At 60.4% G+C, this 18,869-nt stretch carries 20 protein-coding genes; 10 read left to right on the top strand and 10 right to left on the bottom strand.

The genetic code is table 11. From position 1 onward, the window contains the following. Positions 1-171 precede the first annotated feature (171 nt). The 4 genes from OKB77_RS04180 to OKB77_RS04165 all read left to right on the top strand — a co-directional run bounded on the left by OKB77_RS04180 (position 172) and on the right by OKB77_RS04165 (position 5,207). Positions 172-1,020, top strand: coding sequence for an MIP/aquaporin family protein (locus OKB77_RS04180; RefSeq protein WP_005350866.1), 849 nt, complete (start codon positions 172-174; stop codon positions 1,018-1,020). 54 nt (positions 1,021-1,074) lie between these two features. After that, the gene (gene glpK, locus OKB77_RS04175) at positions 1,075-2,577 is read left to right on the top strand and encodes a glycerol kinase GlpK (RefSeq protein WP_270816976.1); all 1,503 of its coding nucleotides are present in this window, start codon (positions 1,075-1,077) and stop codon (positions 2,575-2,577) included. Between the two features lie 226 nt (positions 2,578-2,803). Continuing rightward, positions 2,804-4,780: a methyl-accepting chemotaxis protein gene (locus tag OKB77_RS04170; protein ID WP_270816975.1), complete on the top strand. Its 1,977-nt coding sequence runs from the start codon at positions 2,804-2,806 to the stop codon at positions 4,778-4,780. 193 nt (positions 4,781-4,973) lie between these two features. After that, on the top strand, positions 4,974-5,207 hold the full coding sequence (locus tag OKB77_RS04165) for a hypothetical protein (RefSeq protein ID WP_019446771.1): 234 nt from the start codon (positions 4,974-4,976) through the stop codon (positions 5,205-5,207). Positions 5,208-5,378: 171 nt separating this feature from the next. On the opposite strand, the gene OKB77_RS04160 is transcribed toward OKB77_RS04165, so the two are convergent. Beyond that, on the bottom strand, positions 5,379-6,281 hold the full coding sequence (locus OKB77_RS04160; RefSeq protein ID WP_139433711.1) for a LysR substrate-binding domain-containing protein: 903 nt from the start codon (positions 6,279-6,281) through the stop codon (positions 5,379-5,381). 191 nt (positions 6,282-6,472) lie between these two features. Between OKB77_RS04160 and OKB77_RS04155 the strand changes: the two genes are divergently transcribed. The 4 genes from OKB77_RS04155 to dkgB all read left to right on the top strand — a co-directional run bounded on the left by OKB77_RS04155 (position 6,473) and on the right by dkgB (position 8,671). Beyond that, complete coding sequence (locus OKB77_RS04155) at positions 6,473-6,859, top strand: DUF6404 family protein (RefSeq protein ID WP_100654787.1); 387 nt, start codon at positions 6,473-6,475, stop codon at positions 6,857-6,859. A gap of 75 nt (positions 6,860-6,934) precedes the next feature. Next, positions 6,935-7,153 carry a hypothetical protein gene (locus tag OKB77_RS04150; protein ID WP_159163860.1) on the top strand — a complete coding sequence of 73 codons (219 nt, stop codon included), beginning with the start codon at positions 6,935-6,937 and terminating at the stop codon, positions 7,151-7,153. Between the two features lie 352 nt (positions 7,154-7,505). Next, positions 7,506-7,802, top strand: a complete 297-nt coding sequence (locus OKB77_RS04145; RefSeq protein WP_270816974.1) for a putative quinol monooxygenase — start codon at positions 7,506-7,508, stop codon at positions 7,800-7,802. A 65-nt stretch (positions 7,803-7,867) separates the two neighbouring features. Beyond that, positions 7,868-8,671: a 2,5-didehydrogluconate reductase DkgB gene (gene dkgB, locus OKB77_RS04140; protein ID WP_270816973.1), complete on the top strand. Its 804-nt coding sequence runs from the start codon at positions 7,868-7,870 to the stop codon at positions 8,669-8,671. A 161-nt stretch (positions 8,672-8,832) separates the two neighbouring features. Here the strand turns inward: dkgB and OKB77_RS04135 are convergent, their stop codons facing one another. After that, positions 8,833-9,843, bottom strand: coding sequence for an HAD family hydrolase (locus OKB77_RS04135; protein WP_270816972.1), 1,011 nt, complete (start codon positions 9,841-9,843; stop codon positions 8,833-8,835). Positions 9,844-10,183: 340 nt separating this feature from the next. On the opposite strand from OKB77_RS04135, the gene OKB77_RS04130 reads away from it, so the two are divergent. Both OKB77_RS04130 and OKB77_RS04125 read left to right on the top strand, forming a co-directional pair. Further along, on the top strand, positions 10,184-11,362 hold the full coding sequence (locus tag OKB77_RS04130; RefSeq protein ID WP_270816971.1) for an MFS transporter: 1,179 nt from the start codon (positions 10,184-10,186) through the stop codon (positions 11,360-11,362). Between the two features lie 167 nt (positions 11,363-11,529). Further along, the gene (locus OKB77_RS04125) at positions 11,530-12,201 is read left to right on the top strand and encodes an NAD(P)H-dependent oxidoreductase (protein ID WP_270816970.1); all 672 of its coding nucleotides are present in this window, start codon (positions 11,530-11,532) and stop codon (positions 12,199-12,201) included. A 115-nt stretch (positions 12,202-12,316) separates the two neighbouring features. On the opposite strand, the gene OKB77_RS04120 is transcribed toward OKB77_RS04125, so the two are convergent. From OKB77_RS04120 to OKB77_RS04085, 8 genes are all read right to left on the bottom strand, one after another. After that, positions 12,317-12,925 (bottom strand): HvfX family Cu-binding RiPP maturation protein, encoded by a 609-nt coding sequence (locus OKB77_RS04120; RefSeq protein WP_201950474.1) that lies wholly within the window; start codon positions 12,923-12,925, stop codon positions 12,317-12,319. After that, positions 12,922-13,716 (bottom strand): HvfC/BufC family peptide modification chaperone, encoded by a 795-nt coding sequence (locus OKB77_RS04115; protein ID WP_270816969.1) that lies wholly within the window; start codon positions 13,714-13,716, stop codon positions 12,922-12,924. Before OKB77_RS04115 ends, OKB77_RS04120 begins: the two co-directional genes overlap by 4 nt. Beyond that, complete coding sequence (locus OKB77_RS04110) at positions 13,709-14,566, bottom strand: DUF692 domain-containing protein (RefSeq protein ID WP_270816968.1); 858 nt, start codon at positions 14,564-14,566, stop codon at positions 13,709-13,711. The genes OKB77_RS04115 and OKB77_RS04110 overlap by 8 nt, the downstream gene beginning before the upstream one ends. Beyond that, entirely contained in the window at positions 14,554-14,883 is a 330-nt protein-coding gene (locus OKB77_RS04105) for a hypothetical protein (RefSeq protein ID WP_270816967.1), read from the bottom strand. Before OKB77_RS04105 ends, OKB77_RS04110 begins: the two co-directional genes overlap by 13 nt. After that, a complete protein-coding gene (locus OKB77_RS04100; protein ID WP_042081514.1) occupies positions 14,876-15,835 on the bottom strand; it encodes an MBL fold metallo-hydrolase in 960 nt (319 codons plus the stop codon). Before OKB77_RS04100 ends, OKB77_RS04105 begins: the two co-directional genes overlap by 8 nt. 128 nt (positions 15,836-15,963) lie before the next feature. Further along, complete coding sequence (cydX, locus tag OKB77_RS04095) at positions 15,964-16,074, bottom strand: cytochrome bd-I oxidase subunit CydX (protein ID WP_005337572.1); 111 nt, start codon at positions 16,072-16,074, stop codon at positions 15,964-15,966. Positions 16,075-16,090: 16 nt separating this feature from the next. Continuing rightward, complete coding sequence (cydB, locus tag OKB77_RS04090) at positions 16,091-17,230, bottom strand: cytochrome d ubiquinol oxidase subunit II (RefSeq protein WP_270816966.1); 1,140 nt, start codon at positions 17,228-17,230, stop codon at positions 16,091-16,093. After that, positions 17,230-18,801 (bottom strand): cytochrome ubiquinol oxidase subunit I, encoded by a 1,572-nt coding sequence (locus OKB77_RS04085; protein WP_270816965.1) that lies wholly within the window; start codon positions 18,799-18,801, stop codon positions 17,230-17,232. Before OKB77_RS04085 ends, cydB begins: the two co-directional genes overlap by 1 nt. Positions 18,802-18,869 lie beyond the last annotated feature (68 nt).

Below are 18,869 nucleotides of genomic sequence, written 5' to 3'. Positions count from 1 at the left end.
GAAATTATTGGGAAGGGTTATTTTCTGTCACGACCGATAACGAGCGCAAACGAGCATAACGTTTGCGCAAGACGCAAAAACAACAAGGAAACGTTTTCGGCAGCAACGGATAGACACAAAAAGATAAAACGGAACATCAAACCTCTACGGGTGGATATAAGGAACAAAAGTATGAGCATACAAAGACCCAATACCCTGCTTGGCGAGTGCATCGCCGAGTTTATCGGAACCGGCCTGCTGATATTTTTCGGCGTCGGATGTGTGGCGGCACTGGTGCTGGCAGGCGCCAACTTCGGGCAGTGGGAAATCTCCATTACCTGGGGTCTGGGTGTGGCCATCGCCATCTATGTGACCGGCGGCATTTCAGGTGCCCACCTGAACCCGGCTGTAACCCTGGCGCTGATGACCTTCTGCGGGTTCGACAAGCGCAAGGTAGTGCCCTACATCATCGCCCAGATGGCCGGTGCCTTCTGCTTCGCCGCCCTTGTCTACTTCCTTTATGGTAACCTTTTCACCCAGTGGGAAGTGACCCATAACGTGGTGCGCGGCAGCGTCGAGAGCCTCGGCACCGCCGGGATCTTCTCCACCTACCCCAATGCCCTGCTGACCAATATGCAAGCTTTTGCCGTCGAGTTGGTGATCACCGCCGTCCTAATGCTGGGCATCATGGCGCTGGGTGACAACAACAACGGCGCTCCCAAAGGTTTCGCAGCCGCTCTGCTGATCGGTATCCTGATCGCGGTGATCGGCGCCTCCCTTGGCCCGTTAACCGGTTTTGCCATGAACCCGGCCCGTGATTTTGGTCCGAAACTGTTCGCGTTCTTTGCTGGCTGGGGTGATGTTGCCCTGACCGGTGGTCGTGACAACCCCTACTTCTGGGTTCCGATCCTTGGCCCCATCGTTGGCGCCCAGATTGGTACCGCTCTGTATGTCAAAGTGCTGGCTCCCTGCGTCCCGGGCAACCGTGTCGTCACCACCGAGCAAGCGACCCAAACCGCCAAAGAAGAGGCTGCCGCATAAGAGCGGCCCCCTCCAACGTATAAAAACGTGGAAAATAGAAACGTGGAGAACATCATGTCTGCTGAAAAGAAATATGTCGTCGCTCTGGACCAGGGAACCACCTCTTCCCGCGCCATCGTGTTTGATCAGGATGCCAACATTGTCGGTACCTCCCAGCGCGAATTCACCCAGCACTACCCGAAAGCGGGCTGGGTAGAGCACGACCCGATGGAGATCTGGGCGACCCAATCCTCCGTCTTTACCGAAGTGCTGGCCAAGACCGGCCTGCGCAGCGAAGAGATCGCCGCCATCGGTATCACCAACCAGCGTGAAACCACCATCGTCTGGGAAAAGGCCACCGGCAAGCCCATCTACAACGCCATCGTCTGGCAGTGCCGCCGCACCGCCGCCATCTGCGAGGAGCTGAAAGCTCGCGGTCTGGAAGAGTACGTTCGCGAGAACACCGGTCTGGTGCTGGATGCCTACTTCTCCGGTACCAAGGTGAAGTGGATCCTCGACAACGTGGAAGGTGCCCGCGAGAAGGCGATGAACGGTGAGCTGCTGTTCGGCACCATCGACACCTGGCTGGTCTGGAAGATGACCAATGGCGAAGTGCACGTCACCGACCCGACCAACGCCTCCCGTACCATGCTCTACAACATCCGCGAGCTGAAGTGGGACGAGAAGATGCTGGACGAGCTGGGCATCCCCATGTCCATGCTGCCGGAAGTGAAACCCTCTTCAGAAGTGTACGGCTACACCACCCGTGGTGGCGGCTCCCGCATCCCCATCGCCGGTATTGCCGGTGACCAGCAGTCTGCCCTGTTCGGCCAGCTCTGCTTTGAAAAAGGGATGGCCAAGAACACCTACGGCACCGGCTGCTTCATGCTGATGAACACCGGTACCGAGCCGGTTCGCTCCAGCAACGGCCTGCTGACTACCGTTGCCATCGGCCCGAAAGGGGAAGTGAACTACGCGCTGGAAGGTGCAGTGTTCATGGGCGGCGCCACCATCCAGTGGCTGCGTGACGAGCTGAAGATCATCCACGATGCCCGCGATACCGACTACTTCGCCTCCAAGGTGGGTGACACCAACGGCGTCTATCTGGTGCCGGCCTTCGTCGGTCTGGGCGCGCCCTACTGGGATCCGTATGCTCGCGGCACCATGGTCGGTCTGACCCGTGGTGCCAACCGCAACCACATCATCCGCGCCGCGCTGGAATCCATCGCCTATCAGAGCCGCGATGTGCTGGATGCGATGCAGCAGGACTCCGGCATCAAGCTGGCAGCCCTCAAGGTAGACGGCGGCGCCGTAGCCAACGACTTCCTGATGCAGTTCCAGGCTGACATGATGCACACCCCGGTGGTACGTCCGACCCGCATCGAGACTACCGCCATGGGCGCCGCCTTCCTGGCAGGTCTGGCAGTCGGCTTCTGGAAGAGCTCGGACGAGCTGGAAGACAAGTTCAGCGTGGACCGCGAGTTCATCCCGCAGATGGACAGAGACGATCGCGCCAAACGTTACAGCGGCTGGCAAAAAGCAGTTGAGCGTTCACGCCGCTGGGCTGAAGAGGATTGATCGGGCACCCGACATTCCGTTGAGATAGACACCAGAGAGGCCGACCGCAATGTCGGCCTCTCTTTTTATGCTTTCCCTTGCCGCTTTCTGCCCCCTTCCCTGCTCATTGCTCCCTCCTGTTTTTCTGCCACCCTCTGTTGTCACCATCCGCCACAACGCAATTGGGTTCTCTATCTATAATCATCATCTGGGTCGCATATGCGACCTTATTTATGAGGAGAGCGATATGGAGAGGGCGATACACCGTTTTACACTGCACTCACTCTGGTCAGGGCTCGGGATCCGCACCCGGATCCTCGCTGGCGTGGCGATACTGATGGCCATCGCCATCAGCTGCATCACCTTGATCCTCGAGCAGATATCCCACAGTCAGGCCCAGCAGCGGGTCGAACGCTACGAGCTGCCAAGCAGTGTGGATCGCATTGCCAACCAGCTGACAGCGCAGCTTATCCAGCACCTGACCGAGGCGCAGGCGCTGGCCAGCAACCGTTTTGTCATCGACTGGCTGACCGCTGGTATGCCAGAGCAAGAGTGGCCCGCCATGGAACGCTACTTTCAGGATCTGCAACGGCGGATCGGCGGCAACGTCTTTATCGCCCCCCGCCAGAGCAGCACCTTGATCAACTTCAGCGGCGGCCCCATCGCCCAGAAATCGCTGAGCGAATCAGACCCGAAAGATGGGTGGTTTTTCGGCTTTCTCAAACGCAGCAAACCCTATGAGCTGAACCTCGACATCTCGGATTTTGACAAGCGCGCCTCCCTCTATATCAACACCGCCGTCACCCACGAGGGCAAGACCCTGGCAGTGGCAGGCACCTCCATCGACATGAGCGCCCTGAGCAAACTCATCAGCGGCTACCGGATCGGCAAGAGCGGTCAGGTCTATCTGGCGGACATGGAGGGCAATATCGAGATCCACCCCGAGCAGGAGGTCGAGGGGGCCGCCCACCACCAGCAATCTTTCCTCGATACCGTCAAACGGCTTATTCCCAATGCCCGGGATCAGGTGGCCGTAGAGGCGCTAACACTGGAGGGGCAAACCTACCTCATCGCGGTGCGTTACATCCCCACCCTCAACCGGCTGCTGATTGGCGAGATCAACAGCGCCGAGCTGGAAGAGGGACTGCAGGAATCCCGCCAGCTCATCATCATGGTGTCGCTCGCCATCGGCGGGATCGCCATGCTGGCCTCCGCCTGGCTGGCTCACTCCATCAGTCGCCCGATTCGTCAGGCAGCCGATGGCATGCACCACATCACCGCCGATCGGGATCTGGCGACCCGCCTCGACTTCTCTGACGAGTCGGAGCTGGGCATGATGGCCCAAAGTTTCAATCAGCTGATCCAGAGCCTGAACCAGAGTTTCTCCCGCTTCCAGCAGTCAGGCAGCGCCCTCTCCGCGCAGTCGTCCCAATCCATGCAACAGGCCCAGGCACTGGCAGGAGAAGCATGCCAGCAGGCCCAGAGCATTCAGGAGCTGACCACTGTGGTCACCACCATCGGCGACAACGCCGAGCAGATCGCCAGCCGCTCTGAAGGGGTCAACGACGTAACCCAACGCATCGCCAACCATATGCTCAGCATCGAGCAGGATGTGACCCAGAGCGCCGCGCAACTCGACACCTTGCGCAGCAGCATCGGCAGCTCCTCGGCCCTGCTCGATGAGGTGGTGAAAGACAGCAACAACATCACCCAGATCATGAATCTCATCCGCGATGTCTCGAACCAGACCAACCTGCTGGCCCTCAATGCGGCCATCGAAGCAGCCCGGGCGGGGGATATGGGACGGGGCTTTGCGGTGGTGGCCGATGAGGTACGCCAGCTGGCGGTACGTACCCAGACCGCCACCAAGGATGTGCAGGATCTTATCTTGCGCCTGCAGGAGGGAACGCGGCAGGCCAGCAGCTCGATGGCAGACTCCCGCAACCTGAGCGAAGAGGGATACAACCGGATGAATCAGGCCAGAGAGGTGCTGGTTGATGCCACCAGCCAAATCAACCAGACCGCCCTCGAGATCAACGAGATCAGCGCGCTGGCGCAGGCGCAGAATCAACAGATGGGGCAAGCCAGAACGGCGCTTGACGAGCTGGCCATGGTGGCCGAACACCAGCGGGAACACGCGCAGGAGAGCAATGCCGCCAGCCGCGAACTGTTCGAACTGGCCAAGGCCATCGACGAGCAGATCCGCCAATACCGGATTGGCTAGGCCCGGCGCTTCCCTCTCTCCCTCTCAATAACCAAGACGCCACCACAGGGTGGCGTTTTCATTTTGCAAATCATTTTGCCTGCGCTCTCGAAACGGGAATGACGACAAAAATCGCAAGGCATTGATAATTAACATGAAAAAATGTGGAATGGCCATTGCTTAGTGATATCAGACTCAACAGAGGGATATCGCCATGAAACCGACCACCAATCAAGCGCCCGTAGCCCACGTCGCCACTCAAAAAGAGACACTGACCCCCCGCGAAGGCACCTTCCTGATGATGGTGGCCCAACTGGTGGTGCTCACCTGCATCGTACTGGCCGCCACCGTCGGCGGCCTCTCCTGGCAGTGGACCCTGCTGCTGGCCATTCCACCGGTGATCGGCGGCGCCCTGCTCAGCCGGGTATGGGGCAAACTGCCCCGCTAACTGCGCTTCAGCTCACACACCTTCCCGAACCGGCGGCCGACCCTCAAGTCGGCCGTCTGTTTATCTGCCACCTAGCTAATGCTGATTGGCCGCAACGAAGGCTCGGCTTGTTCTTCGCCAAGCAAACCGCAGCGACGAACCGTTCAAACAAACCGCACAAACCAACCTGAACTACAGGGTATAGCTGCCCAACTGCTCTTTGAGAAAATCGAGCCAGACCCGCAGTCGGATATCCCGCTGGGCATCGGAGTAGAAGACTGCATTGATGGGGCGCGAGGCGCCGCTGTTACTGCGGGACAGCACCTCCACCAGCGCGCCGCTCTCCCGATCCGGCCCGGTCATAAAGTCCGACAGACAGACGATCCCCTGCCCCGCCAGCGCCAGCTGACGCAAGGTTTCACCGCTGCTGGCACGCAGGCTGGGGGTGATGGCAAAGCGATCCCCCTGCTCGGCACTGAGCAGCGGCCAGTGGTTGAGGTGATCGGGATGCAAAAAGCCGAGCAGCTCGTGACCGCTCAGCAGATCCGCCGGTTGGCGCGGGGTGCCGCGCTCGCTCAAGTAAGCAGGAGAGGCCAGCAGCCGCAGCCGCGAACGACCCAGCGGCAGCGCGCGCAGGGAGGAGTCGGTCAGCTCACCGATGCGGATGGCCATGTCCACCCGCCGCTCCATCAGATTGATAAAGCCCTCCGAGCTGTGCAGCTGCAACTCGATGGCAGGGTAGCGGCGGCGAAACTCGCCGATGATCGGCACTAGCCGGTGCAGGATAAAGGGGGTGGCCGCATCGACTCTCAACACCCCTTCGGGTTGTTCCCGGCGCATCAGCAGATGCCCCTCCGCCTCGCTCATCTCGGTCAGGATCTTCACCGCCCGCTGATAGAACCAGCTCCCCTCCTCGGTCAGACTGACCCGGCGGGTGGTGCGATTGAGCAGCACGGTTGAGAGCTTCTCCTCCAGCCGCTTGATGCCGCGACTCACCACCGAGTTATCCATACCGAGGTTCTCCGCCGCCTGGCGAAAACTGCCCGCCTCCACCACCGCCACAAACAGGGTCAGTTCATCAGAATGGGTCTTCATTGCTGTTATCCGGACAAGAGTTATGGGCCTTTATAGGCGTAGCTGCTGTGGATTGGCAAGCGTGCTCAGACAGACGATCTTGTTTTTCGAAGAGAAATAATCAGAGAGAATCACTATCTCTCATCCTGTTTAATCAGTAGAATGCGATCAAGAGGAATCGTATGAAGCCCGACTATCAAGGGAATAAATTAATGGAGTTTGAAGAACGGCTGGCTATTGCCCATCAACTACTGGCTGACAGTGGCCTCAAGGAATTTCACTACAATCCGTGGCTGTTCAAATTGCTGCGTAAACTCGGCGTCCCCGTCAAGCCGCCTTATTACGCGGGCTGGCTTACCAATTTCCTCTGTTCCGGCCTATCTATTGCGCCGTTATGGGGTCTGATTATGTGGACATTCGTCTGGCATCCAGAGGGAATGGATCTTTTATCAGCCCTGTTCAACACAGCCATGTTCGCTGGCGTATTTGGTCTTTTCACCTTAATTGGACTCTGGCTCAAGCGCCGGCAGCTTGGATTGACCCCATGGGAGCAGTTGGAGCACCAGCACATCAGTGAAGGCACAGCAGAAGAAGGTTAAAGCTCCTGCTGCCGATTGAAACTGAGTGCAATACAGGCTCTGAAGAGCACACTTTCACAGACTCGGACTCTCACCTTGCCAGATTTCGTTAAATTTTTTATCAGCTTTTCAATTAACTGCCTCATCCAAACCGCCATTGGCCTCTTGGTTCTCGCCTACAGGCTTTTCCGCCACCACAATGGCAACTGGCGCAGCTATCGACGAAGCTGGGATCCTCTCCCTCTATTTGCCTCCATTTTCCTTGGCATGGTGATCGCAAAAAAGCTTCATCCGGCCATCATGGCAGCCTTGTAATGATTGGCCATAGCTTGGACGTTTACAGCCACAAATAATCAAGTAGTTCACTAGATGATCAAACAGTTGAGCCCTCACTGTGAGATAAGCACTGGATCAAAGCGTCCATACGGGCCAGTAATATCTCTTTGCGGGTTTTAGGTGGTTTGCCATTGAATGCGCAATCCGCGAAGGTGAGCTGGTGACTCATGCAGAAACAGGGTTGTTGACTACAAATTCAGACAATCAGTCATAAAAATTTCTCACTACTGTTATTGCTGCTCTCCACTCAATACTGTTTTGCGACCAGCACCCTGTTTCCAGTAAGTCACGGCAGGCATACTGGCCCTTCGTTTTTGCCAAGGAGGTTCAGATGTCATCACCCGTGATTGTGATTGCCCAGCTTGAAGCCAAACCCGAATTCGCCGCCCAGTTTCGCGCCGCCCTTGAGTCGCTGATTGCGGCCACCTTGCAAGAGGCGGGCTGCCAGCGCTATCAGCTGCATCAGGACTTGGACAATCCAAACAGCTGGATGCTCTACGAGGTATGGGAGAGCGAAGCCGCCCTCACCGCCCATCAGGGTCAGCCCCACTTTACCGAATTTGTCGCCAAGGCCGAGCCCTGGTTTGCCAGCAGCACCATTCGCCGCTATCAGCCGCTGGGCACCTGACTGGCCCTAGAGCCTGTTTCTGTTCAGCCCATCAAGGGCCAACCACCACCCCATTGAGGAACGAGATGATCAATATGCCACCCATGGGTCTGGGCACCTTTCGCCTGAAGGGCGAGCCGCTGCTTGCCACCCTGACCAACGGTCTGGAGCTGGGCTATCGCCATATCGATACCGCCCAGATCTATGACAACGAAGCCGAGGTCGGCGACGTGCTGACCCGCAGCACTGTTGCCCGTCACGAGATCTACCTGACCACCAAGGTGTGGACCAGCGAGTTTGGCCCGGGCAAGCTGATCCCGAGCCTTGAGGTGAGCCTCGAAAAACTGGGCACCGACTATCTGGATCTGGCGCTGATCCACTGGCCCTCCCCCAAGGATGAGGTGCCGATGGCGGTCTATCTGGAGCAGCTGGCCGAGGCCAAAGCACAAGGCCTGACCCGCGAGATCGGGGTCTCCAACTTCACCGTGGCCCAGCTCAAACAGGCTATCGAGATTTTGGGGCCGGGGGCCATCGCTCACCAGCAGATCGAGGTTCATCCCCTGCTGCAAAACCGCAAGGTGGTCGAGTTCTGCAAAGCCCAGGGTATCGCCGTCACCGCCTATATGCCGCTCGCCTATGGCAAGGTGCTGAGCGAGCCGCTGCTGATGGAGATTGGCAAGCGCCACGGGGTATCGGCGGCGCAGGTGTCGCTGGCCTGGCTGCTGGCGCAGGGCATGACAGTGATCCCGAGCTCCACCAAGCGGGAGAATCAGGCTGCCAATCTGGCCGCTCTCGATATCACTTTGAGCTGCGAGGAGATGGCCGCCATCGCCACGCTGGATCGGGGCGAGCGCTGCGCCAATCCCGACTTTGCCCCTGCATGGGACTGACGCGAAAGGCGTGAGACTAACGCGAAAGAAAGGCTGGCTCGCCAGCAAGCCAAATTAAACAGGGAGAGCATCATGCTCTCCCTGTCTCTTTTCTTGCCTCACGCTTTGCAGCGCTTGCTGAACGTCCAGTCGCCATATTGATACCAGATACAGCCCCGCAATCAGGGCGCGTTCTGGCAAAGGGCGGGATCGAACACCTGATTCCAGTCTGATTTCATATCGACCACCACCCAGCCCCGCGCTTTTGCCTGTGCCAGCCCGTCGATCAGCTTGCCGCTGGCTGGCGGATGACTGTCGTAGGCGTATTCGCGCTTGGCATCGGTGTGGTGCACCAGCAGGCCGAAGGTGTGGTAATCCGGGTTGGTCGAGGTGTATTGCAGCATGGGCACGTCGCCATCGCTGTTACCAAAGGCGCCGACCGGACGCTGTCCCATAAAGAGGTGAATGGCGGCCGGTTTCGCCTTGCTGTCATCGAAATAGGCGCCGTTCATGGTCTTGCGGATCTCGCTGCCCTCCCCGGTCAGGGCAAACTCGCCGAGGGTAAAGGAGCCAATCACCTGCTGGGGTGGGATGCCATACATCTGCTCGGACATCACCCGCATAAAATCGACGCCACCGCCAGAGACAATCCAGGTCTGGAAGCCATTATCCCGCAGATACCCCAGCAGCTGCTTCATCGGCAGATAACCGAGCTGATCGTAGTGGCAGCCAAAACGGGGATCCTTGCTGCTGTTGACCCAACGGCTAACCCGCTCGGCAAACTCGGTGGTGGTCATGCCGCTGTGGGTCAGTCCCACCAGCTTGGCGAGCCCCTTCTCCCCCGATTTGGCCACGGCCTTGAGGTCATTGTTCAGCACTGCCGCGACGATGGGGTCGGCCTTCCACTCCGGGTGTTCCGGCGCCAGGCGCTTGATCTCGTCCATCGCAAACTGCAGCTGATAGGTCATGGGCGCTTCCGGCCAGAGGGTGCCGTCATTGTCAAACACCACATGGCGCTTCTCTGGCGGAATAAAAGTGGGCTGCTGCTGATCGGTGGCATTAGTCACCCAGCGGGTGATCGCCTGCTTGGCTGCCGTGTCATTCCAGGCAGAGAGGGGATCGCTCTGGCCGGCCTGTACCGCAAAGGCGCCGCACAGCAGCAAAAGAGAGGAGAGTCGATTCAATGTCATCATGTTACCTGTCAGCTGGATATTGCCTGTCGATGAAAACGCACGGCCATCACAACACCGGCGCGCATGGGTTCAACACACACGGGTTTCACAGGAAAAATCCTATGGCTGCCAGCTTGTACTGGAGCTTAAGCAAGCTCAGAAAAGGAGCAGCGTTCATCCCGTTCTGCGAGGCAGATCACTGCGTTGCGCTCACGCCGCGGGCAACACAATCCCCTCCCACTCAGCGCTATTGCTGCTGATTTGGCAAAAGTAATTTGATGTCACCGTCATTTTTGCCAACAAAACCCATCGGCATACTGGCGCCATTCTCCCGTCGGGAGTCCCTAACCAAGGAGTTGTTATGCCACTGGCGTTATTTGCCCTTACCTTAAGTGCCTTTGCGATCGGCACCACCGAATTTGTGATCGTGGGGCTCATCCCTACCATAGCCCAGCAGCTCAATGTCTCGCTCCCCTCGGCGGGCCTGCTGGTCAGCCTCTATGCCCTTGGGGTAGCCATCGGCGCCCCCGTGCTCACGGCGCTGACCGGCAAGGTGCCACGCAAGTGGCTGCTGGTAGGGCTGATGGCGCTCTTTACCGCCGGCAACCTGCTGGCCTGGCAGGCACCGGGTTACGAGAGCCTGATCGTGGCCCGCATCCTGACCGGATTGGCGCACGGGGTCTTCTTCTCGGTGGGCAGCACCATCGCTACGGGTCTTGTGGCCAAAGAGAAGGCGGCGAGCGCCATCGCCATCATGTTCAGCGGCCTTACCGTGGCGCTGGTAACCGGCGTACCGCTCGGCACCTGGATTGGTCAGGTCTTTGGCTGGCGTGAAACCTTTCTGGTGGTGAGCCTGCTCGGCCTCGTCGCCATGGTGGGTAGCCTGCTGCTGATCCCGAGCAACCTGCCCAAAGGGGCAGCCTCAACCATCCGCGAACAGCTCTCGGTACTGACCAAAAAGCCGCTGCTGCTGGTCTACGCCAAAACCGCCCTTGGTTATGGCGGCGCCTTCACGGCCTTCACCTTCCTCGCCCCCATCCTGCAGCAGGTGAGCGGCTTTAGCGCCGGTGCGGTGAGCCTGATCCTGCTGGTGTACGGGGTATCGGTTGCCGTCGGCAATATCTGGGGCGGCAAGCTGGCCGACAAGATGGGCCCATTGCCCGCACTGAAACTGCTGTTTGCCGGTCTGGCGCTGGTGCTGCTGGCCCTCACCTTCACCGCCCCCCATCCGGTGCTGGCCGTGCTCACCGTGCTGGTGTGGGGCGCCTTTGCCTTCGGCAACGTGCCGGGTCTGCAGGTACTGGTGGTGAAGCAGGCCGCGCTGCACACCCCCAAGGCGGTGGATGTGGCATCGGGCCTCAATATTGCCGCCTTCAACGTCGGCATTGCGCTGGGATCTGTGGTTGGTGGCTTGGTGGTTGAGCACCTCGGCCTGATGCACACCCCCTGGATCGGCGCCCTTATCGTGCTGCTGGCCTACGGGTTGACCCATGTCAGCGAGCGCCGCGAAGCCCTCCGGCTCGCTGCCTGTCAGACATAAGCTGCGCCAGCAGGCGTCACGCAAGGGCGTGGCGCCTGCTGCAATCGGCGCGGCAGGCTTCTATGCTGTGACACAGCGTCAACCCGGCAACTATTTCAGCAACTGTTTCAGTGACTTTTTCAGCAACCAAGCCTGTCACCCTCGCATCATTTGCCACGGAGTCTGTTATGAAGGTGCTTATCGTCTATGCCCATCCCGAACCGAAAAGTTTCAACGGTGCCCTCTTCTGCCACGCCATCAGGGCGCTGGAGCAGGCGGGCCACACAGTGATGACCAGCGATCTCTATGCCATGGGCTTTGATCCCGTCTCGGATCGGCGCAACTTCACTGCAGCCAGCGATCCCGATTTTCTCAAGCTGCAACTCGAAGAGCTGGCTGCCACCGAGCAGGGCAGCTTTGCCCCGCAGCTGGAGCAGGAGATGCAAAAGCTGGAGACGGCCGATCTGCTGATCTTCCAGTTTCCGCTCTGGTGGTTTGGCCTGCCCGCTATTCTCAAGGGGTGGGTGGATCGGGTCTTTGCCATGGGGCGGGTCTATGGTCAGGGCCATATCTACGAGAGCGGCAAGTTTCGCGGCAAGCGGGCGTTGCTGAGCCTCACCACCGGCGGCCCCGCCGAGACCTATCTGCCCGACGGCTTCAACGGCGATATCGACGGGGTGCTGCGTCCCATCCAGCGCGGGATCCTGCAATTTGTCGGCTTCGACGTGCTGCGCCCCCATATCTGTTATGCCCCGGTGCGGGTCTCGCAAGAAGAGCGGGAAGCCTGGCTCGCCCAGTGGGCCAAACGCCTTGGCCAGATTGAGCAGGAGTCCCCCATCGCGGTTGGCCGCTACCAGTAACAGCTGACGCAGCTGACACGCCCACCCCACACAGCACAAAAACAGCGAGCGGCCCCCGGCCGCTCGCTATTTTTCACGCTCTGTCGTTATGGTTTTTGTTATCCGTGGGCAAGCCTTATGCCGTCTGTTGCACGCCTGCTTTGCCGGTCACCGCCCGCTTGAGCCAGTAGTCGAGGCTGACATAGCGGCCCCCGCCGTAAACCAGCAGCACCAGCAGCATCACGAAGTAGGTGGCGGCAAACTCCATCCCGTTGTTGAGCATCACGGGATCACCCAGCTCAGTGATGTAGTTGTAGCGACCGGGGAAGTTGGCGGCCAGCCACTCGATAAAGCCGTTGAGGCGCAAGGTGGCCTCCATGCTGCCGGTGGCGATGGCATCCCAGCCGTGCTTCCAGTGCACCATGGCGCTCGCCACGCTCATCAGGAAGATGGTGGGAATGGCCATGATGCGGGTAAAGAGGCCAAGGGCAATGCAGATGCAGCCCAGCACCTCGGTGCCCGCCGCCAGAAAGGCGAGCAGGGTCGGGAACGGCAGGTTGAGCCCCCCTTCTGAGACTGGCGCACCAAACCAGGCAACGGTGCCGGCAAAGCCCATCACCTTGGAGTGGGCCCCCACATAGATGACCGGAATGAGATAGAGACGAATGGCCAGCAGGGCCAGAAAATCGAGCCGCTTGCACTGGGCTACCGCCCGCTCGTACCACTGGATAAGGGTGTTGTTCATGGGAATTCTCCTTGGTGTTTGCTAAATGGGGGCAAGGGAGTGCCAGGCTGGCGCTCGCCAACGGACAAGGTCAGCAGACCCAGCCGGTAAAAATGGCGCGCCCACTCGCTCAGATCAAAATCACTGCGAACCTGTTGCACCTGTTGCTGGAACGCGGCTTGGGTGCTCCCCGGCTGCTGTTGCAGCAGCTGGATCAGGGCCACATCCCATTCGCGCAAGCGCTGGGTCACCACCTGATGATCCGGGCTGCGAAACAGGCCATAGAAGTGGCTGCCCTGCCGGGTCGGCACCACGCCGCTGCGACGAATGGCAAAGGGGAGCTCAAGCAGTTGCAGGGTGGGATTGAGCGTAAACGAACTCTCCGCCGTTACCTCCTCCCCCGGCAACACTTGCGGCACCACCCCTTCATCAATCTCGACACAGAGGCAGGCCCACTCGTACTCCAGCAGCGCCAGCCGCTGCCTGGGCCAGTTGAGGGTGCCCTCGCCATGGCGATGCTGCACATAGCGGACAAACTCGGTGGCGATATGGTGAAACTCGGGAGCCTCGGCGCCGTGCGCGATGACAAACCCCTCCACCAGCTGCCACCTGTCCACCGGCGCCCAGTGAGCGTGGGTGAGCGGAAAAGCACTCTCCAGCACCGACTCCACATTGGCGCGCACGCTGCGGGCATAGTGGCTGGCGATGCCATCCTGTGGCAGCCGCACCCGGCTCGCCAGCCAGGCGGTCTGCTGCTGCATTCGCTGCGGCGCCGTTTTGGGCGCAGTGATCAGTGATAACCGTCTATCCATAGCGTACCTCCCGCACCTGATGGTCGATCGCCTCGCAACAGGCGCCGTGCACCCGCGCCAGCTCGGCCTCCAGCTCTGCCAGCGGTGGCAAATGGTGATCCCGCTCCAGCAGCAGGGGGCGCAGGCCATGGGTCTGCACCGTATAACGGGCCAGCGCCACCACCTCCTCGCACACCGGTTTGCCATGGGTATCCAATAAAGTGCCGTCCGCCTCTTCCAGATGACCGGCGATATGGAAATAGCGGATCGCATTGCCCGGCAGCCCGGCAATCATCCGCTTGGGGCAGTAACCGTGGTTGCGGCTGTTCACAAAGACGTTGTTAATATCGAGCAGCAGCTCGCAGCCGCTGCGCGCCACCAGCTCGGCGAGAAAATCCTCCTCCGGCATCTCGTGGTCATAGCCGTGGTAGTAGGAGATATTTTCCAGCACCAGCGGGCGGGCCAGCGCCTCCTGCACCTGCGCGATCCGCTCTACCAGATAGGGGATGTTCTCCCACTGGCGCGGCACCGGTAGCAGTTCGTAGAGATAACCCTGTTGGTCGCGGGAAAAGCTCAGGTGCTCGCTGTAGATCTCGATGCCGAACTCATCCAGAAAGGTGCGGATCTGGCTGAGCAGGGTGCGATTGAGGGGCTGGCAATCGCCAAGGGAGAGGCTGAGGCCGTGGGCCACCAGCGGGTAACGCTCGACCAGCTGATGCAGCTGCGCCCGCTTGGCGCCGCCGATGGCCATCCAGTTCTCCGGCGCCAGCTCGAGAAAGTCGATGCCGGGGCGGACGGTGCCAGCGCAGAGCGCATCCAGATGCTCCTGACGCAGCCCGATCCCCCGACTGCGGGAGCTTATTGGCCGCATACCCCCTCCGTCATCTTGCTGCCCTTGCTGGAGCTGTCACCATCAATCCCCTCGCCCGCCACGCCACACTTGCCATCGCGGGCGCGTACCAGCCGCCCCTGCGGATCACTGTCGAGGGCTTGCTTTTCAAAGCGCTTCTCGGTGCCGCACTTGCCCGCCGCACACTTGCCGCCGTGCTGTTCGCTGGGGGCGGCCTTGACCGGCGTATCGCTCGGGGTGGCCGCCAGCGCCAGCCCCGGGGTCAGGGCAATCAGGCTGGTCATGGCGATGGAGAGGGTCAGTTTGCCGGTGGTTTTGTTGCTGCTTGAGTTACTCATGAGCGGACTCCTTGACGGATGAAACGGGATAGCTGGAGAGATCGCGGGCGGCCACGATCTGACCGTGGAACTGCTGTTTGACGATGGCCATCGCCTCTTTCTTGTGATTGAGGCCAACCCCCATCCAGTGGTTGAGCACCAGCAGCTTGGGATTCACCTCGGCGGCAATCTTGGCCACCACAGATGGCTTGGCGTGAAGCGAGGCTGAGACGGGGTCGGCCCCTTCGTGGATGGCGAGCGGCATCACCAGAATGTCAGCCCCCTTGGCAAACGGCACAAAGGCCGGGTTGCTGCCGTTCTGATCCGCCGAGATAACGATGGTCCCCTCGGCGCTCTCGATGCGATAGGCCAGACAGGGCACGTCACCGTGAGGGATGCCGAGTGCGGTGATGGTCAGCCCATCCTGCTGATAGACGGTGTGAGGCTGCGGGCTCTGGTAGGGCACATCATGGAGGGTGATGGGGAAGAGGCCATCGGTGCCATCCTTGAAACCGCTCAGGTAGGCATAAGCGCCCTTGTCTTTGTTGAAGAGGGCATCAAAGTAGCCGCTCATGCTGGGGAAGGCCGAGCCGGCCTCTGGCCCCGCCAGATCCAGCGGATCGCTGCGCTCGAAGAAGTAGGCCCCCTTGAGCAGGGCGGGCAGGTCGGTCACATGGTCGGTGTGGAAGTGGGTGATGCCGATAAAATCGACCTCTTCGAGCTTGGCCCCCGCCTGGCCGAAGCGCAGGTAGACGCCGCCACCGGCATCGATCAGGATGCGGGATTTCCCCTTCCACCAGATCACCTCGCTGGAGGAGGCGCGCAGATCGTCGGAGATGGGGCCACCACTGCCGAGCACCTGCAGGGTGAAGGTTTTATCCAGTGGCGTCAGTTGTACCGGTTCGGCACAGGCCGGGGCGACGGTGAGCGCGCACCCGATGGCCAGCGCCACCGCTTTCAATCTCTGTTTCATCACAATTACCTGTCGGTTGGTTGTCAGTTGAAAGTGTGTCGTGTGTGTCGTTTAAAGAGGGGGAGAGAGGGGCCGATGGCGACGTATGAACGCCAGCCACCGGCCGTGGCGGGGCGCGAGCCCCGCCGTCAGTTACCGTCCCGTTCGTCCGCCTGCCAGCGCGCTTCCAGCCAGAGCAGGTTGCACAGGCCCAGCAGCAGGGCGAATCCGAGGCCCAAAATCCAGGTGAAGTACCACATAGCAGATCCCTTGAGGTCAGTAGAGTTGATGGCTGTCGCGCTTGATGCGGGCACGGTCGAGCTTGCCGCGCACCACTCGATAGACCCAGCCGGTGTAGCCCAGGTTGATCGGCATCAGCACCAGCACGAGGCCGAACATGATGGCCAGGGTCTTGTAGCTGGAGGTGCTGTCCCACAGGGTCAGGCTGCTGACCGCATCGAGGGATGAAGGCAGCACGAAGGGGAACAGGGCGATGGCTACCGAGCAGAGCATGGCGGCACAGGCAATGGCGCTGGCCAGCAGCGCAATTCGGCCCCGCTCCAGCCAGGAGGCAATCCCGCTCACCAGCGGCGCCAGCGTCCCGATGATCGGCACCAGCCACAGCAGCGGATAGTCAAAGTAGTTGCGCAGCCAGCCTCCGGCGTGGGGGATCACCCCCTTCATCAGCGGGCTGATGGCAGCATTCGGGTCAAAGGGTTGTGTGCCGACACCGGTCAGCTGAAACCCTTGCAGATCCACCAGATGCCAGCCGGCCAGCAGATAGCAGAGGCTCACCAGCGGGGCCAGCAGGATGGCAATCCCCCGTGCACGCAGTGCAGGGGTGCCGGTCACCTTGGCTTGCAGAAAACCGGCGCCGTGCAGCAGCAACAGGCTGATGGCAGTGGCCAGCACCGAGAGCAGCCAGCCCCAGTGGAAGTCGAACGCGCCGTAGTGCAGGCGCAGCGCCGTGTCGAAGCGAAACGGCAGCCCCTCCATCACCAGACCGATCGCCGCACCGAGGATGAGCGCCGGTATCAGGCCACCGGCCACCAGCGCCCGATCCCACCAGCGGCGCCACACCGGCTCGGCCAGCTTGCTGCGATAGTCAAAACCGACCGGACGCAGAAAGAGCCCGAGCAGCAGCACCACCATGGGGATGTAGAGCCCCGAGAAGGCGGCGGCATAAACCAGCGGCCAGGCGGCGAACAGGGCACCGGCACCGGCAATCAGCCACACCTGATTGCCCTCCCACACCGGCCCCACGCTGTTGATCACCAGACGGCGGTCGTCGTCATCTTTCGACACCACCGGCAGCAACATGGCGATGCCGAGATCGAAGCCATCCATCACGATAAAACCGACCATCATGAAGAGCACCAGCGCCCACCAGATGAGTTTCAGGGTTGCGTAATCCATCAGGCGATCCTCGCAAGTTCGGGTTGTTCACCGCTGTAGCGGCCGGTATGGAGAATGGCGGGCCCCTTGCGGATCACATGGCGCAACAGGAACAGCTCCACCACCAGCAACAGGGTGTAGATGGAACAGATAGCAATCAGGCTGAACCAGAGTTGGCCCGGCTGAAGCAAAGAGACCGAGGCCGAGACCGGCAGCACATCGCTGATGGTCCAGGGTTGACGGCCAAGCTCGGCCACCAGCCAGCCCGCCTCGATGGCAATCCAGGGCAGCGGAATGCTCCAGAGCAGGGTCTTGAGCAGCCGTGGCGAGTCTTGCAGCCGGTTGCGGCAGAGCTGGACAAAGCTCACCACCATCAGCCCCAGCATGGTGACGCCAAGCCCCACCATCACCCGAAAGCCCCAGAACAGTGGTGCCACTGGCGGGATGGAGTCATCGACCGCTTTGGCAATCTCCGCCTCACCGGCCTTGGCGATATTGCTGGCATAGGGGGTGAGCAGCATGCCGTAGCCGAGATCCTTGCCGTGCTGCTCGAAGCGGGCGCGGTTGGCCGGGGTATCATCGCCTTGCCGGATCTGCTCGAGAGCCTCGGCCGCCACCATGCCGCTACGAATGCGCGCCTCGTTCTGCACCTTGATATCCTTGAGGCCGGTCACCGCCTCGTCGATGGAGCGGGTGGCGATGATCCCCATCAGATATGGGATCTTGATGGCGGCGTGGGTGGTCTCTCCCTGCTGATCCGGGAAGCCGAACAGGGTAAAGGAGGCTGGCGCTGGCTCGGTCTCCCACTCCGCCTCGATGGCGGCGAGCTTGACCTTCTGCACCTCGCCGGTGCGATAGCCCGACTCATCCCCGAGCACTATGACCGAGAGGATGGCCGCCAACCCGAAGCCGGAGGCAATGGCGAAGGAGCGCAGGGCAAACTGCACTTCCGTCTTGCGCAGCAGATACCAGCTGCTCACCCCCATCACGAACATGGAGGCGGCCACATAGCCCGCCGCAACGGTGTGAACGAACTTCACCTGCGCCACCGGGTTAAAGAGCACGGCGGCGATATCCACCAGCTCCATGCGCTGGGTCAACAGGTTGAACTCGGCCCCCACCGGGTTTTGCATCCAGCCGTTGCCGATCAGGATCCAGAGCGCCGAGAGATTGGAGCCGAGCGCCACCAGCATGGTCACCAGCAGGTGCTTGCCGCGGGAGAGCTTGTCCCAGCCGAAGAAGAAGAGCCCCACCAGGGTCGATTCGAGGAAGAAGGCCATCAGCCCCTCGATGGCCAGCGGGGTACCGAAGATGTCCCCCACATAGTGGGAGTAGTAAGCCCAGTTGGTGCCGAACTGAAACTCCATGGTGATCCCCGTGGTGACCCCCATGACGAAGTTGATGCCAAACAGTTTGCCCCAGAAGCGGGTGATGTCCTGATAGATCACCTTGCCGGTCATCACATAAGCCGACTCGGCGATCACCAGGATCCAGGACAGCCCCAGCGTGAGGGGCACAAACAGGAAGTGGAACAGGGCCGTGGCGCCAAATTGCAGGCGAGACAGGCTGACCACGTCATCCGGATTGATCATGCGTCACTCTCTTTTGTTGTATTTGCCTTGCACGTTTCGTGCGTGACAAGTACATCACGGAGCATGAC

It is taken from the genome of Aeromonas sp. Y318-3 (assembly GCF_027706185.1).
GTDB classification, from domain to species: domain Bacteria; phylum Pseudomonadota; class Gammaproteobacteria; order Enterobacterales; family Aeromonadaceae; genus Aeromonas; species Aeromonas veronii.
The sequence above is the reverse complement of the archived record's forward strand: the minus strand, read 5'-3'. Positions and strand labels throughout refer to the sequence as shown.

What these genes read in the sequence shown, in the direction of transcription:
- OKB77_RS04170 (WP_270816975.1), top strand. Translation starts at nt 2,804, where the DNA reads ATGGAGAGGGCGATACACCGTTTTACACTGCACTCACTCTGGTCAGGG.
- OKB77_RS04125 (WP_270816970.1), top strand. Translation starts at nt 11,530, where the DNA reads ATGAAGGTGCTTATCGTCTATGCCCATCCCGAACCGAAAAGTTTCAAC.
- OKB77_RS04100 (WP_042081514.1), bottom strand. Translation starts at nt 15,835, where the DNA reads ATGAAACAGAGATTGAAAGCGGTGGCGCTGGCCATCGGGTGCGCGCTC.
- cydB (WP_270816966.1), bottom strand. Translation starts at nt 17,230, where the DNA reads ATGGATTACGCAACCCTGAAACTCATCTGGTGGGCGCTGGTGCTCTTC.
- OKB77_RS04145 (WP_270816974.1), top strand. Translation starts at nt 7,506, where the DNA reads ATGTCATCACCCGTGATTGTGATTGCCCAGCTTGAAGCCAAACCCGAA.
- OKB77_RS04130 (WP_270816971.1), top strand. Translation starts at nt 10,184, where the DNA reads ATGCCACTGGCGTTATTTGCCCTTACCTTAAGTGCCTTTGCGATCGGC.
- OKB77_RS04155 (WP_100654787.1), top strand. Translation starts at nt 6,473, where the DNA reads ATGGAGTTTGAAGAACGGCTGGCTATTGCCCATCAACTACTGGCTGAC.
- glpK (WP_270816976.1), top strand. Translation starts at nt 1,075, where the DNA reads ATGTCTGCTGAAAAGAAATATGTCGTCGCTCTGGACCAGGGAACCACC.
- OKB77_RS04135 (WP_270816972.1), bottom strand. Translation starts at nt 9,843, where the DNA reads ATGATGACATTGAATCGACTCTCCTCTCTTTTGCTGCTGTGCGGCGCC.
- OKB77_RS04115 (WP_270816969.1), bottom strand. Translation starts at nt 13,716, where the DNA reads ATGGATAGACGGTTATCACTGATCACTGCGCCCAAAACGGCGCCGCAG.
- OKB77_RS04180 (WP_005350866.1), top strand. Translation starts at nt 172, where the DNA reads ATGAGCATACAAAGACCCAATACCCTGCTTGGCGAGTGCATCGCCGAG.
- OKB77_RS04160 (WP_139433711.1), bottom strand. Translation starts at nt 6,281, where the DNA reads ATGAAGACCCATTCTGATGAACTGACCCTGTTTGTGGCGGTGGTGGAG.
- OKB77_RS04085 (WP_270816965.1), bottom strand. Translation starts at nt 18,801, where the DNA reads ATGATCAATCCGGATGACGTGGTCAGCCTGTCTCGCCTGCAATTTGGC.
- cydX (WP_005337572.1), bottom strand. Translation starts at nt 16,074, where the DNA reads ATGTGGTACTTCACCTGGATTTTGGGCCTCGGATTCGCCCTGCTGCTG.
- dkgB (WP_270816973.1), top strand. Translation starts at nt 7,868, where the DNA reads ATGATCAATATGCCACCCATGGGTCTGGGCACCTTTCGCCTGAAGGGC.
- OKB77_RS04165 (WP_019446771.1), top strand. Translation starts at nt 4,974, where the DNA reads ATGAAACCGACCACCAATCAAGCGCCCGTAGCCCACGTCGCCACTCAA.
- OKB77_RS04105 (WP_270816967.1), bottom strand. Translation starts at nt 14,883, where the DNA reads ATGAGTAACTCAAGCAGCAACAAAACCACCGGCAAACTGACCCTCTCC.
- OKB77_RS04120 (WP_201950474.1), bottom strand. Translation starts at nt 12,925, where the DNA reads ATGAACAACACCCTTATCCAGTGGTACGAGCGGGCGGTAGCCCAGTGC.
- OKB77_RS04110 (WP_270816968.1), bottom strand. Translation starts at nt 14,566, where the DNA reads ATGCGGCCAATAAGCTCCCGCAGTCGGGGGATCGGGCTGCGTCAGGAG.